The organism is Paenibacillus psychroresistens (assembly GCF_009728935.1).
GTDB lineage: Bacteria > Bacillota > Bacilli > Paenibacillales > NBRC-103111 > Paenibacillus_AC > Paenibacillus_AC psychroresistens.
Genome location: NZ_CP034235.1, coordinates 5,192,403 through 5,205,717 on the forward strand (window position 1 = coordinate 5,192,403; position 13,315 = coordinate 5,205,717).

The following is a 13,315-nucleotide window of genomic DNA, read 5'->3' on the forward strand; positions in this document are numbered from 1 at the left end:
CAATTTTGGTTTATGACTTTATCATACATTTAAATGAAAGATCCTTATGTAATCTATCTTACAGTAAGTTCGATTCCTTATCATTTGAGTCCAGCAAGCTTTATATTCTGTTTCCATCGCTTGATATTAGTTTTGGCTTTTCAGCGTCTTTCTTTTTAAGAAGGATATGATCAACAGAATCAAAGGAACGAAAATAAGAAAAGGGAGAGAAAACAACGGCCATATATCTTTTATATAGGCTATAAGGTCCAGCTGATTGGGATGAAGAATTAGAGACAACTCCAGAAGCAACAACCCAAGTGGTATAAGATAAAAACGATAATCTCGACTTCCTATCGTTTGCGAAAGAGCCAAAGCCGATACTAAGAGGCAAATGGTTAACTTCGTAAAACCATTGAATATCCAAACCGTGAAAACAAGCGGCTCAATCCTTTCAAAAAAGTCCCCAACCGCAATATACATCACAGAGGTATACGATGGAAACAATTGTTTACTAGCGATCTCTCCCAGCACGAAGATATTCACAAAAAAGGTTAGCAGAAGGAGTAAGCCAGTTACTCCGATCACAGTGATGACGGTTTTCTTCACAAAAGCCATTTGATTTACATAAGGAATCAGCATGCCGAACACAATCGTTTCCCCTAAAGGAATGGTGGCAATTTGTCCAGCGCCTTTGAGAATGGGATTCCAACCGCTCTCTAGGACAGGCAGAATATTTTTCGGTTCCATATCCGGAACTAACAATATGCTCCCTAAAACCGTTGAAATGACAACAAACAGGAATAAAATAAGCGCGCATCTGCTTATGACCTCTATCCCTTTAGATGCGGTCCATGTTACTAGAATAATCATGGTTATACCAACTATTACAGTTGGGGTGCGTGGCAACAGCACGGCTCCTGTAATATCCGTAAAATTAAGTAACGTATAGGCCCCGAGATAAAAACTATACCAAGTGTACAATATCCCTACCATTTTACCGATCCATGGACCTAATAGGATTTGGGCTATTTCCACCAACGACTTTCGTGGATATTTATGACATAATAAAACATAGATCCAATTGATCCCCAACGCTGCAATCGTTCCGATGATGGCAGATATCCATGAATCGTGCCCGGCAGCATAGCCGATCGGCAGAGTCAACAAGCTACCCATCATATAGACAAACATGAGCGTCCAAAGCTCCATATTCGAGATTCGATCATTTTGTGCGAAAATGTCCATCGCAACCATCCTTTTCTTTTCTATCATTCAACGAGAAACATCAACCATTTTCTCAGTACAAGTGACGGACTAAGAATGGGGACATTTGCTATCAAAAGGAGCCCGATCAAAATGGAGACCATTGCCATGACTGAAACGAATACATAATCTTTTTTTTTCGCCTTCTTTCTCATGTAATTTAATTGCAACCATGACAGGAAAACGATTCCCAAGAGGAACATCAGCAGCTGCATTATCATTTTGTACCAACTCTTTTGTTTTCAAAGGAGTTAGTAATTATTCCTGCTCTTTGGAGACTGATTTTTGCCGTTACAGTGATATCAGCGTTTGAGAAAATCGTCTCCCATTCTGAACGAACCTTTTTCCATGTTTGAAAATGAAATTGATGGAGCTGTAAACCTATACCGAAAATGTCAGCTTTCCATTCGGTTTGTGCTTTCCTCACTGTTTGGAGTGTTTCTTCCGCAATCAAATCACCAAGTTCTTTCTCAATGATAGCTATACTCTCCCGCTGACTAAGATCCATTTTAGCATTAAACTCATTGATCACTCCGGCTCCATTAAGCTCAATACGAACCTGCGCTTTATCACCATTCATCCTGGTTTTGATCTTACTACCCATTTTGTCTAATTCAACTCCAACGTTTCCATTGATTCCAGGCAGCTTATTCCCCAAATATTCTTGCTTCAATTCCCCCTTTATCCACCTCAGGCTTCTGGTCTCGATGTCGTTCATATATCCCGTTAATTTATAGTTTTTAAAAACGGCCGTTGAAGATATTCGGAAAAATTTAAATTTCGATGCTTCACCATTCTTAAGATCATCGGTTGGCGTCACCAATTCAACTGCACCTATAACAGGTACGATTCCATCCCTGGCTTGCGTCATAAGGAAGTCTCTAAACGTCACGGCTGTGCCGAATCCGGAACGTTCCAGCTCACGAACCTCCTCGGCTGGAATACGCTCCGTAGGATGATCGTTCTGAATGACCTCCGAAGCTTCCTTACCTTTGGCCACAACAAGATAGGTCCGAAGTCGACTTCCCGGATCTCTGGAGAAATAATCCAGAATATCTTGGATTCCTTTTTTAGCAAGCGCTTCTCCTATAAACACAATTCTGCGATGGCCTTTGAAAAAATGTCGTGACATTTTCTGCTGGATTTTTCGTTCGCAATCGTAAAGGTTCGTTCCTGTGGCGGAAACCACAAAATACGTTTTTCCGAGAGTTCCACCACTGGAAACCTTGCCACCTTCGCCGCTAGCCCCAGCCGGGATCGGCACCTGAATCGAGACTTTTAAATCTCCTGCTTCTGTAATATCTAAAGCCGAAGCCATAAAAATCGAGAGGTCGTTCATTTCAATCCGGTCCCAACATCCACCCAACAACGGTACGAATAAAAGCAAAAAGAGCGATCGCATAAGCTTATTCATCCGCTCTCCTTCCCTTTTAATTTTTTACCTAAAGGCTGCTGATGAAGGTAAAGTGTCCATAAGGGAGCACGAAATAACGCATCTTTGAGGCCTTGAAGGCTAACTGGAGCCGTAGGAAACAGATAAGGTACCCCAAATGATTTCAACCCGCTAAGATGTACTAAAATAATCAGTAATCCAACTGCAATTCCGTAAAGCCCAAACATCCCAGCTAGTAGAATCATGGGAAATCGCAAGATCCGAAAAGCAAGTGAGAAATTATACCGCGGAATAGCAAAAGAAGCGATTCCCGTTAAGGAAACGACAATCACCATGGGGGCCGACACGATACCCGCCTGCACGGCAGCTTGGCCAACTACCAAACCTCCAACAATACTGACGGCTTGACCGATTTGCTTCGGTAATCGAACCCCAGCTTCCCTCAAGCCCTCAAATGTAACCTCCAACAATACCGCTTCCACCAACGCCGGAAAAGGGACTCCTTCTCGTGCCGCTGCAATGCTCAATAAAAGATTTGTTGGAATCATTTGCTGATGGAAGGTCGTAAGAGCAACATAAAGAGAAGGCAGCAGCAAAGCAATCATGGTAAAACCGAGACGAATAAATCGGATTAAATTGGCATATATCAATCGTTCATAATAATCTTCACCTGCTTGCAAAAACCCCCAAAACGTCATCGGAGCACTGATAGCAAACGGGGATCCATCTGTTATAATCACCACTTGACCCTGTAATAAGGCGGACACCACATAATCGGGACGCTCTGTTACGAGAAATTGTGGAAATGGGGAGAAGCTTCTCTCTTCGATTAATTGTTCAATGTACCCGGATTCCAGAACGACATCGATTTGAATGTCTTGTATTCTGGTCTTGATATCCTGAAGGGTCGATTCATTCGTTATCCCCTTCATATACACGATTGCCACCTCGGTTTGCGTGATGTCGCCTACTGTAAGCATTTCAATTTTCAACCGGGAAGACCTGACTTTTCTGCGAATCAAGCTTGTATTCGTCCTGAGAATTTCTGTAAACGAATCGCGCGAACCGCGGACTGTATTCTCCGTAGAAGGCTGTTCAACAGATCGAGTATTCCCTCCCGGAACGCTGACTAGAATCGCTGCCGTTTGTTCGTCAATGCATATAGCCACGGAGCCTTTTAATATTTCTTGCTCTATTTTAAGGAAGTCTGCCGTCTGCTTCACTTGGCTGATCGTGATCAACTGATTTTGAAGGAATGAAAGGAGTCCTTGTCCTGAATTAGATGGTTCGGTTGAAGCGCTTGACATGAGAGGCTTCATCAGGGATTCTTCCAATTGCTTTTCATCGATTAATCCATCAATATATAACAGAAAGGCATTTTTTTGTCCGCAAACTTGAAAAGAGCGGAAGTTGACATCGGAGCAGTCTTGAAAGATGACTCTGAGCCTGGTTTCATTTACTTTTAGAGATGAGGTAAGGCAATCATTGTCCATTTGATGAGATGTTGCTTTATCGAGGAAGACCTTCGTTGTTTTTGCTTTTTTTCTATATATTTTTCCAAGCATAAACGCTCGTTCCTCCAAATTGTGTAAATCGGATCTTCGAGTGTAGGTTTAGCTTCCCCCTTGTATTTTATTCACTGTTTTTTAGTAGGACCTTTCAATAAAAAAACCTGAATATAAAAAAAACTCAGCTGTGCCGCGATCGCGAGCTGAGTATCTTAGTCGTTCCCCAAACGACCATACATATGACTTGCTTGTTCGGAGTATTAGTGAGTTCCATTTCTTCTATACCTTTTTAGGTTTTTTTCAATTTCTATCCAATAAATTGAATTAACAGCTCATTAACCCGATCGCGTTCTTCATAGAAAGCGCCGTGTCCACTGTATTGTAATGGTACAAGCTTAGAATTTGAAATCAGCTTATTAACTTCCTGTGCCTTAGCGAATGGAACTGCTTTGTCATGTATTCCGTGAATTATTAATGTAGGTACAGCGATCTTAGCAAGATCTGAATACAAATTCTCATCTCTAATTGCTTTGATCATTGCAGCAGTTGACCATCCAGCTGCTTGAAGTCCCATCTGCATAAACCATACTCGGAGTGATTCTGTGACATACTGAAAGAAAAATGTGTCTAGAACTCCCCGCCACATATCAGGACGATCATTTAGCGTTTGTGTCAAGAGTGTAGTTGCAACTTCTGGTGAAAAGCCAGTTGGAGCAGCGGCATCTATAAGGACAAGTTTAGAAACTCCGAACCCCTGATAGCGAGACATATAGCGAATCGCAATCGCTGCACCCGTAGAGTGGCCCGCTAACGTGATGTTTTCTAACTTGAGCTCACCAATAATTACGCGAATATCATGAGCCATTCTATCGTAATTATAGCCAGTATAAGGTTTATCTGAATTACCGAAGCCTCTCCAGTCCATACCGATGCATCGATAACCCATTGCCGGAAGAACATTAAACTGATATTCAAACTGCCTATGACTTAAAGGCCAACCATGGATAAAAAGTATCGTTTTCTTACCCCCTGGATTTATATCCTCAACATAAATTTTCACACCTTGTTCTACCGTGATATAATATCCCAAATTAATTCCTCCGTTAAATAATTTTCTTATTTTTCATAGGATATTAAATAAGGCCAATATAGGTGAATACCTAACCAAAAAATGCTAATAAATTGAATTTAAAACCAATTAACTTCTCGCTTAGAACCAAACTGATACCTTCGTAATCGTAATACTTTGGAAGTGTTATCGATGAAAATGCAAATATTGGTATCTATAATTATTGTAATAAATATTACTGAAAAAATGAAGTCATGGCCCTATGATTGAAAATCAGGCTGAAGGGAGTTAATAAGTTGCTGTGTTTCGAATATACGCTGCTTTAACAAATTTGGATACACGAGGGACAGTTCAATAATAAGAAAATGCCTGAGTTACAACATAGTATCATCAAAACTAAATTACTATTGGAGGAAAATTTAATGTCAACATTTTTGGATGTAATGGGACCACGGATACTGCTATTAACGGATTTAAAGGAAAATCGGGATTATAGCTTAATGAAGGCTGAAGTCCCACCAGGTGTGATCGTTCCCATCCACAGTCATGACGATCGCGAAACCTTTGTTGTTCTCTCGGGTGAACTTGAAGCGTTCACGAAAGATAGCTGGCAAACTGTACGTGCTGGCGATACGGTGGATATTCCTGGAGACGTAAAGCATGCTTGGAGAAATTCTACTAATGAGACAGTCACATTGTTAGTCGCATCAACTGCAAAAATGGGAGAATTCTTTAATGAAATTGGCCGACCAACCGATAATCTTCCACCGGGTCCTCCTTCGCTAGAAATTTTGCAAAATTTCGTTCAAGTTGCCTTGGCTTATGGTTATTGGCTCGGAACTCCTGACGACAATGCTTCAATAGGAATTTCGTTGGGCTAAGTGTATAACAAAAAAATAGCGACTGAGCTAGGTTTACCCTACTCAGTCGCATTTCTTTAATTCTTAGAAGTCATTTGCCATGCCACCTACTAATTCAAGCTTCTCCGCTAACCTAACGGGACTTATGGATATTGATTTCCTTCCCGTCTGAATGATTCCGTCCTTCATAAGCGAATTTAAGAGCACAGAGACCACCTCACGTGTGGCTCCAACCATGTTCGCAACTTCCTGATGCGTTAATGCCAAATCAATTCTAACTTTCCCCTCTTCCTCGACTCCAAATCTTTCTGAAAGCTTAATTAATAAATGAAGTATTCTATCCCGGACATCCCCAAGTGCTAATTGCATCAGCATTTCATCGCGTTCCTTAAGTATTTTACTTAACTCCGACAAAAATTTCATGGCGAGCAAAGGTCGTTTGGCTAAGAAAACTTCAAAATTATATTTAGATACCGAACAAATAAACGTATCCTCTATTGTTTCTATGTAAAGTTCTTTCGTCCCAAATGAAAATGTGTCTATCTCTCCGAAAATGTTGCCCATAGTTAAGATTCCCACTGTAAATTGCTTTCCCTCTGAATTAATTCTATACAGACGCAGCATACCTTCTTTAAGAAAAAAAAGTCCATCTTGAGCAGTTTCTGGCGTTTGTATGAGGCTACCTTTAGGAAGCGCATGAGAGTGAGTCATTTGAGCAATATTGTCCAGCTCCGTCAAATCATCCGGAGTCAGCACATCAAAGATGCTCATTTTTGATAAATATAACCGTTTATCTAACACTTTTCGGTATCGCCTCCTGAAATCCTCAATAAAGCCAAACGAAAGTAGTATGCTCCAAAGTAAATTCTCTTCTTCATAAAGTATCCCTCCTGTAAGTTTAATTAATACAAACTTATGGGAATAAAGACTCGATGTTCGAAGAGCTATCAAATGAACGGACTGTTGTATGTTTAACACTTTAATCCAGAACAATTATATTGAAATCACTTCAGCCCAGTTAAGCGGCCGCAGGCGACGAGCTTGCCGCCATTGGCTCATGAATTGGACTTTATGATAAAATTAAAGGCAGTTAAGCTCCATACCCGCCATCGACATCGAAGACTGAACCTGTAATATAAGACGCTTCAGGACTTGCTAAGAATACGATACCTGCCGCAACTTCTTTTACATCCGCAAAACGTTTAATTGCTAAAGTTGAAATTATCACCGGCTTGGCTTCAGCATATGGCGCCGCCATATCGGTTTCCATAACACCTGCCTGAATTACGTTTACGGTAATATTTCGTGGTGCCAAGTCTCTTGCCGCACCTTTAGAGTAGCCAACAATTGCAGCTTTAGTAGCAGCATAGTCTGCCAAACCAGGATGGCCTGTTCGGCTTGCAACACCAGAGCCGATCGTAATGATTCGACCACCGTCTCCCATGACTTTCACAGCCGCACGAATGAGGGCAATGACCCCCGTAAAATTGACCGCATATTGATGATCCAAGGCAGCAATATCAATCTCAGGGCTATCAATTGGGATACCCTGATAAGCAACCGCCGCGTTATTCACCAACATATCCAAGCGGCCCATAGATTCCACAATATGCTGAATTAATTCTTCAGCCTTATGAGCCTCGGCTTGGTTCGATTGAATGGCAACTGCACGGACCCCTTTTGCTTCTGCCTCACGAACCACAGCATTAGCTTTCTCACTCGAACTCGATGAGACATAAGTGATCACGACATTCGCGCCTTCCTCTGCCAGTGCCAACGCTGTTGCTGCTCCAAGACCGCGCGAACCACCTGTTACCAAAGCAACTTTACCTGCAAATTTTTTAAATGAATTTTTCAACATCATCTCTCCTCAATAGTTTTATCTACAATACCATTCGGTATAGTGAATGTCTGTTCACTCTACTTCCCCAACGGGAGAAAGTCAATAATAATGAACGAACTGTTCTTATTTTCCATATTTTCATGACGAAACTATTCCCTTTAATCCGTTTATTTTTAGCGACAAATGATGTAAACTATACATTATTCTTTGTAAGACTAGAAGTGGGGAGATGATCAAATGCCAAGAGGAAATTTCCGTACATTTGATACGGATGCAGCTTTGGACCGCGCTTTGGAAGTCTTCTGGGAGAGAGGATATGAAGGTTCTTCTCTTACAGCGTTGACAAAAGCCATAGGCATTAGCCGCCCAAGTTTATATGCTGCCTACGGCAATAAAGAAGAATTATTTCAAAAAGTTCTAGATCGTTATGAAGTAGGCCCGATGATGTTTCGGACTTATGCTTTGCAAGAGCCGACTGCACGGGCAGTGGCCGAGCGCCTGCTCCATGGGACGATTGAAAATATAATCAATGAGAAAACACCTAAAGGTTGTCTTTTCGTACAAGCTGCCCTATCTTGCGGAGAAGAATCCGAAGATATTCGACAGGAATTAAATTTGCGGCGGGCATCGACGGAAAAAGCGCTTAACAGGAGGTTTGAACAAGCTATCATCGACGGCGACTTACCTACCTATATTAACCCAGATCGTCTAGCGAGATACGTGACGACCGTTCAGCATGGACTATGCGTCCAAGCCACAGGCGGATCCACTCGTGAGGAGCTGCTGGAAGTAGTAGATATGGCGATGATGGCTTGGCCAAATTAATAAATAGCACTACCAAATAAATAAGACCATACCTTTTCTATCACAAGACTTATTCTATAAGTTGTCTATACAGACAACAGCTCCCTCTTCATACGAATTTGTATATAGGAATTAAAGAATGCTTTATTCCACTGATAGTTCGAATGTCCCCAAACTCTTGTCACTCATCCATGACAAGTTTGGGGACATTTTATTTTGAAAATAAATCTGAAAAATAACTCCACTGCAGTTTACACATAATAGCATTGAGATGTACCACCGAGGCTTGTGAGGTATTTAATAGACATTGATCCACTTGTGGAATACGATTATTATTTTTTGGGAATTATGTTACAAAATAGTACCTACTTTTCAAATCACAACCTTCAAAATGCTAATTTTATTAGCAAAAATATTATTTTTAAGGAGAATTCAGCATGACTGCCAACCAACAAGTTATCATCATTGTACGCTTTCAGTTAAAACCAGGCTCTGACAAACAAGCTTTCTTTGATAATTTAAAACCCTTATTTGATACAATGTCTAAAGAACCTACATTTGTGAATGGCATTGTACAAGAGAACGTGGACAATCCTGATGAAATTGTTTTTTATGAAATTTGGAATTGCAACAAGGAAGCATGGTTGGCGAATGAAGAAACCAAGGTGTACCGTCAAGGACCCTATACAAAAGCAGCTGAGTTTTTGTTAGGAAGAGAGTTGAGTTTCTTCTCTCCTATCGGTGAGTGGGGAACTTCAGTTACTGCTGGGAATCATTACTCGTAATGGATCTTATTGGTAGAAATGAGTTCTGGAAAATGGGAAAGTTTGAAGGAAAAGTAGCGGTTGTAACAGGTGGTACTAGTGGTATCGGCCTAGAAGCAGCACAGCCGTCAAACTTATCTTTATTTCTACCCAAGGATACTTATCATTCCAATCAACACTATAACCAAAAGACTCTGTCGTTCCATCCCATTGTACATTGGCTCCAAATAGTACAAACAGCTCCCTCAAAGGAAGCATCGTTTAGTCCTTATAGATCATAGGGTGTGTAAATCACTTACTTTGCTGGTTCTAATAGTAATATCTGTCAAGTTCGTTGCATATTCCAACCCATCTAAACTAGTAACATAATCAACGGGAGATAGTGAAGTAAGTTTGGATAAATCTAAACCGGTCAGCTCACCAATAGGCTTGTTTAATGCTGTTCTCAAAATCAATAAAAAGCAGTGCTACTATAGTGGATACTACGCATACGAAATCACGATTCAATTAAAAAATAACCCAATGAGATTTTAAAGGATAAATCTCCCTGTTCTATATAGAAAAAAAGGAAGTCTTGCCTCATTGGCTAGACTCCCCCCTCCAATTTTTAAATCAGAATTTCAGCCTGTCCGTTTACTTCCACCAAAGTTTCACGGTTGGCGTACTGAAGTTTTAGCTTCAACGGGGCATCGCTTAAAACTTTGATTCGATACATTCCATTCGCCTCTTCCGTTGCGACCAGATTCACAGTTTTACCTGCAAACCAATATCGGTTGCAGCCTATTGTTCCCATTCCGGGTTGAAGACGCCATATTAGTTCATCCTGAACGGCATCCCCTTTTAGACCGATAGCATGTTCCAATAGATATAGTGTAGACGCAATACCCGACCAACCGACAAAATCCTTTTTGTCTGCATTACCCGAGTCAATTGAATCAGGTGGATAATTCTCCCATATTGTGCCAGTATCTTTATATACCTTTACGACATTATCAAGATGGTTTAGTGCGATTTCCCTAGCTAAATCGTAATACCCGTATTTCTCCAAACCACGAATCACCATTGTGTTTGTAGGCGCCCAGACGGACCCCCTCCAATATCCACCACGTGGATCATATCCCGGTTCGTCGGCGGCACATACGGGTACACGATGTTTCCGGAAGAAGGTGTTTGGATCGTTAAGCCATTCGGCCAGCTTCGCCGCTTGTGTCTCATCAGCAACACCCGCGAGAAGTGTCCAATAAGCAGCGATGGTTTTTACAGGAGAGCGCTTCCCTTCATTCGTAACATCATAATAAAACCCCGTCTCGGGATCCCACATGAGGTTGTTGATGGAATCTGTAAAAGTCTGAGCATCTTGTTCCAATCTTACAACTTGACTGACAAGTTCGTCTGTTTCGGCTATAGCCCCTTCTTTCAACTTTTTATCGTTGATTAAGATGTTCGCAATCTCTATCAAATTTCGGGCAACAAGTACCATTTCGCAGCTGATATCAACCCCACTACCCAAATATTGGTTACGAGGCGAATTATCCATGCTTGCCCAATCCGTTACAAACAACCCGTAATGATTATACAGGTGGTATCGCAGCGCATCGTAATAACGAACCAATGGCTCCCAAACCAACTTAAGACGATTCAGATCCCCTGTATGCTTAAAGCTTTCCAATTCAGCCCAACAAAGAATAGGATGATTCAAGTTGTCTAACCTTAAATAAGGAGGATTTTCCACGGTCCGGCCAAGATTTGGCTTATACATCACCTCAAATTCAAGATCATTTATTTGTGCGAGCCCTCTATGTTTGTAGTGATTATGGAAGAAAGAATGAAGCGGTTTTCGCTCAATATTCACCCACTTATAAAATTCCACACCCGTTTTTGTCACATATTCGCGGGCGATTTCGCCGTCATCCAACTGCTTGCAGTAAAAGTTATCAAGCGAACGAATGCCCGGGATATAAGGATGGGCAACGTTGCAAAACATCGTCATAAAGACGGTGTCCCACAGAAAAATTTTATCGTTAAATGCCGCGTCTATGAAATTACTGACAAAGCCGCTTTCTGGCACTGGTATATGCGTATTGCCATACGCAATCTCCCATGTCCTCCAGTAGCATTCGATATAATCCGGACGACTTTCGAATATGGGGGACGGTAGTTGATTCCGTGCTTCCTCGAACGTCAAAAGAGGTTCATCAGCATAAGTCTTCTTATTGAAAAAAAGCCCCCTTTTCCAATTTTCCGGTTGATTCTGATTGTTGAATTGCATGATTGCACTCCCTACTTTCTAAAATCACAGATTATCATTTATTTGATGAGGTCAAGCTGTTGGATCGCTCCTACGATTTCTTCCGAAATAAATTCATAGGCATAACGACTGGGGTGGATATGATCATTCTGGTCGATAAACCAACTAATTGGGACTCCCGATGCTACCTTATCCTTGACGCGCTCGAACACATTTATGTGAGTAAGTTGTTCATTTTTGGCAAACTCAACGGCGGCTTGGAGATACATCTCACTGTATGTAGCCCATTCCTGCCTTAATTCGGGTATCACGCCTAGATACGTCGGAACATGATCCAAGAAATTAACCCTATCTGGCGGAATGGTTATGAGAAACACCAACTGAGCCGGGGTAGTTTTGCGTAAAACCTCAAACAATTGACGTAATACGTTATGATAATTGTCGATGTTATGCTTCCCATCCAGTCGATGGTTGTAGGCGAACGATTCGACTACTACCAAATCGGGGCTAACGGATGAAAGGCATTTCTGAAAACCACTTCCGAACGGATTTGGGAAGTCGTGTGTGATGCGATATATTCCATATTCCGCCCGAGTACCGCTTACGCCATAGTTGAACAACTCAAAAGGCTGTTCAGGAAATTCCCTCTCTAACGAGTCGCTAAGCTCAGACATCTCTGATCCCCAAAAAGCGGTCATAGAATCGCCAAGACAAGCAATCTTATATCTGCGTTTCATATCAGCACCTCCTTCTTAACCTTTCACAGCTCCTGCCATCAAACCATTTATAAATTCCTTCTGAAGCACTAGAAAAACGGTAAGCGCCGGTATTAGAGCTATTGTATTTGCAGCTAAAATTTTGGACCACGGGACGGAAATCGTATCTTGAGCCATCAATGCCAGCTTCAACGGCAATGTGAAATTAGATTCACTTTGCAGCATGACAAGCGGCATCGTAAATGAGTTCCAGTTCTGCACAAAATCGATGATGAACAAGGCCGTCAAAGCAGGACGGATCAATGGAATAACGATTTGTGTAAACGTACGGACATCATTTGACCCATCCATTTTAGCAGCCTCCAGCATCTCATCCGGGATTTCGTCTATATACTGTTTGGTAAAGAATATGGCAAATACGGTTATTGAAAAAGGCAGAATTAAACCAAGCAGTGAATCGAACATGCCTAGCTTTGTAATGATGAAATAAAGCGGAAGCATAAGCACGGTTGGCGGTACGATCATGGTCGCAATTAAACCAGTAAACAAGACATTCTTGCCTAGAAAACGCTTTTTGGAGAACGCGTATCCAGCCATGCTAGAAAAAATTACCGTTAGTACAACAGTGGGAACCGCTACGATTAGCGAGTTCGTAAAGGTAACGCCGATTTTAAGCCGACTCCAAATATCCGGGTAATTCTGCCAAACAAGCGTCTTTGGAAAAAAAGTAGGCGGAAATTTCGTGATTTCTATGTCGCTTTTTAGACTTGACACCAATAGCCAATAAACTGGGAGAAGGAACAGGATGCCTATAACCCAGAGAACAACTGTGGGCAATAAATTTTTACTTTTCAACTTACAAACC

The 13,315-nt window shown here is 41.4% G+C and carries 14 protein-coding genes and 1 pseudogene; 4 read left to right on the forward strand and 11 right to left on the reverse strand.

Annotated elements, in window-relative coordinates; genetic code table 11:
* Nucleotides 1-126 precede the first annotated feature (126 nt).
* The 5 genes from EHS13_RS23825 to EHS13_RS23845 all read right to left on the reverse strand — a co-directional run bounded on the left by EHS13_RS23825 (nt 127) and on the right by EHS13_RS23845 (nt 5,266).
* Nucleotides 127-1,227, reverse strand: a complete 1,101-nt coding sequence (locus tag EHS13_RS23825) for a GerAB/ArcD/ProY family transporter (protein WP_162463225.1) — start codon at nt 1,225-1,227, stop codon at nt 127-129.
* A gap of 69 nt (nt 1,228-1,296) precedes the next feature.
* Nucleotides 1,297-1,491: a hypothetical protein gene (locus EHS13_RS36890; protein WP_155702786.1), complete on the reverse strand. Its 195-nt coding sequence runs from the start codon at nt 1,489-1,491 to the stop codon at nt 1,297-1,299.
* On the reverse strand, nt 1,463-2,659 hold the full coding sequence (locus EHS13_RS23835; RefSeq protein ID WP_155702787.1) for a Ger(x)C family spore germination protein: 1,197 nt from the start codon (nt 2,657-2,659) through the stop codon (nt 1,463-1,465). Before EHS13_RS23835 ends, EHS13_RS36890 begins: the two co-directional genes overlap by 29 nt.
* Entirely contained in the window at nt 2,656-4,203 is a 1,548-nt protein-coding gene (locus tag EHS13_RS23840) for a spore germination protein (RefSeq protein WP_155702788.1), read from the reverse strand. The genes EHS13_RS23835 and EHS13_RS23840 overlap by 4 nt, the downstream gene beginning before the upstream one ends.
* A 250-nt stretch (nt 4,204-4,453) precedes the next feature.
* The gene (locus EHS13_RS23845; protein ID WP_155702789.1) at nt 4,454-5,266 is read right to left on the reverse strand and encodes an alpha/beta fold hydrolase; all 813 of its coding nucleotides are present in this window, start codon (nt 5,264-5,266) and stop codon (nt 4,454-4,456) included.
* Nucleotides 5,267-5,637: 371 nt separating this feature from the next.
* Here EHS13_RS23845 and EHS13_RS23850 point away from each other — a divergent pair, with 371 nt between their 5' ends.
* The gene (locus tag EHS13_RS23850) at nt 5,638-6,096 is read left to right on the forward strand and encodes a cupin domain-containing protein (protein WP_162463226.1); all 459 of its coding nucleotides are present in this window, start codon (nt 5,638-5,640) and stop codon (nt 6,094-6,096) included.
* 63 nt (nt 6,097-6,159) lie between these two features.
* On the opposite strand, the gene EHS13_RS23855 is transcribed toward EHS13_RS23850, so the two are convergent.
* Both EHS13_RS23855 and EHS13_RS23860 read right to left on the reverse strand, forming a co-directional pair.
* The gene (locus EHS13_RS23855; protein ID WP_155702791.1) at nt 6,160-6,876 is read right to left on the reverse strand and encodes a Crp/Fnr family transcriptional regulator; all 717 of its coding nucleotides are present in this window, start codon (nt 6,874-6,876) and stop codon (nt 6,160-6,162) included.
* A 289-nt stretch (nt 6,877-7,165) separates the two neighbouring features.
* Complete coding sequence (locus EHS13_RS23860; protein ID WP_227013498.1) at nt 7,166-7,939, reverse strand: SDR family NAD(P)-dependent oxidoreductase; 774 nt, start codon at nt 7,937-7,939, stop codon at nt 7,166-7,168.
* Nucleotides 7,940-8,155: 216 nt separating this feature from the next.
* Between EHS13_RS23860 and EHS13_RS23865 the strand changes: the two genes are divergently transcribed.
* The 3 genes and pseudogenes from EHS13_RS23865 to EHS13_RS36895 all read left to right on the forward strand — a co-directional run.
* Nucleotides 8,156-8,743, forward strand: a complete 588-nt coding sequence (locus EHS13_RS23865) for a TetR/AcrR family transcriptional regulator (protein WP_155702792.1) — start codon at nt 8,156-8,158, stop codon at nt 8,741-8,743.
* A 416-nt stretch (nt 8,744-9,159) separates the two neighbouring features.
* Nucleotides 9,160-9,507, forward strand: coding sequence for a putative quinol monooxygenase (locus EHS13_RS23870; RefSeq protein ID WP_155702793.1), 348 nt, complete (start codon nt 9,160-9,162; stop codon nt 9,505-9,507).
* A 32-nt stretch (nt 9,508-9,539) separates the two neighbouring features.
* Nucleotides 9,540-9,611, forward strand: a pseudogene (locus EHS13_RS36895) (hypothetical protein); the annotation flags it as partial.
* On the opposite strand, the gene EHS13_RS36285 reads toward EHS13_RS36895, so the two are convergent.
* The 4 genes from EHS13_RS36285 to EHS13_RS23890 all read right to left on the reverse strand — a co-directional run bounded on the left by EHS13_RS36285 (nt 9,583) and on the right by EHS13_RS23890 (nt 13,305).
* Entirely contained in the window at nt 9,583-9,744 is a 162-nt protein-coding gene (locus tag EHS13_RS36285) for a stalk domain-containing protein (RefSeq protein WP_162462904.1), read from the reverse strand. The pseudogene EHS13_RS36895 and the gene EHS13_RS36285 sit on opposite strands and share 29 nt — an antisense overlap.
* 349 nt (nt 9,745-10,093) lie before the next feature.
* A complete protein-coding gene (locus EHS13_RS23880; protein ID WP_155702795.1) occupies nt 10,094-11,755 on the reverse strand; it encodes an MGH1-like glycoside hydrolase domain-containing protein in 1,662 nt (553 codons plus the stop codon).
* A gap of 38 nt (nt 11,756-11,793) precedes the next feature.
* Nucleotides 11,794-12,471 (reverse strand): SGNH/GDSL hydrolase family protein, encoded by a 678-nt coding sequence (locus EHS13_RS23885; protein WP_155702796.1) that lies wholly within the window; start codon nt 12,469-12,471, stop codon nt 11,794-11,796.
* A gap of 15 nt (nt 12,472-12,486) precedes the next feature.
* Complete coding sequence (locus EHS13_RS23890) at nt 12,487-13,305, reverse strand: carbohydrate ABC transporter permease (protein WP_155702797.1); 819 nt, start codon at nt 13,303-13,305, stop codon at nt 12,487-12,489.
* Nucleotides 13,306-13,315 lie beyond the last annotated feature (10 nt).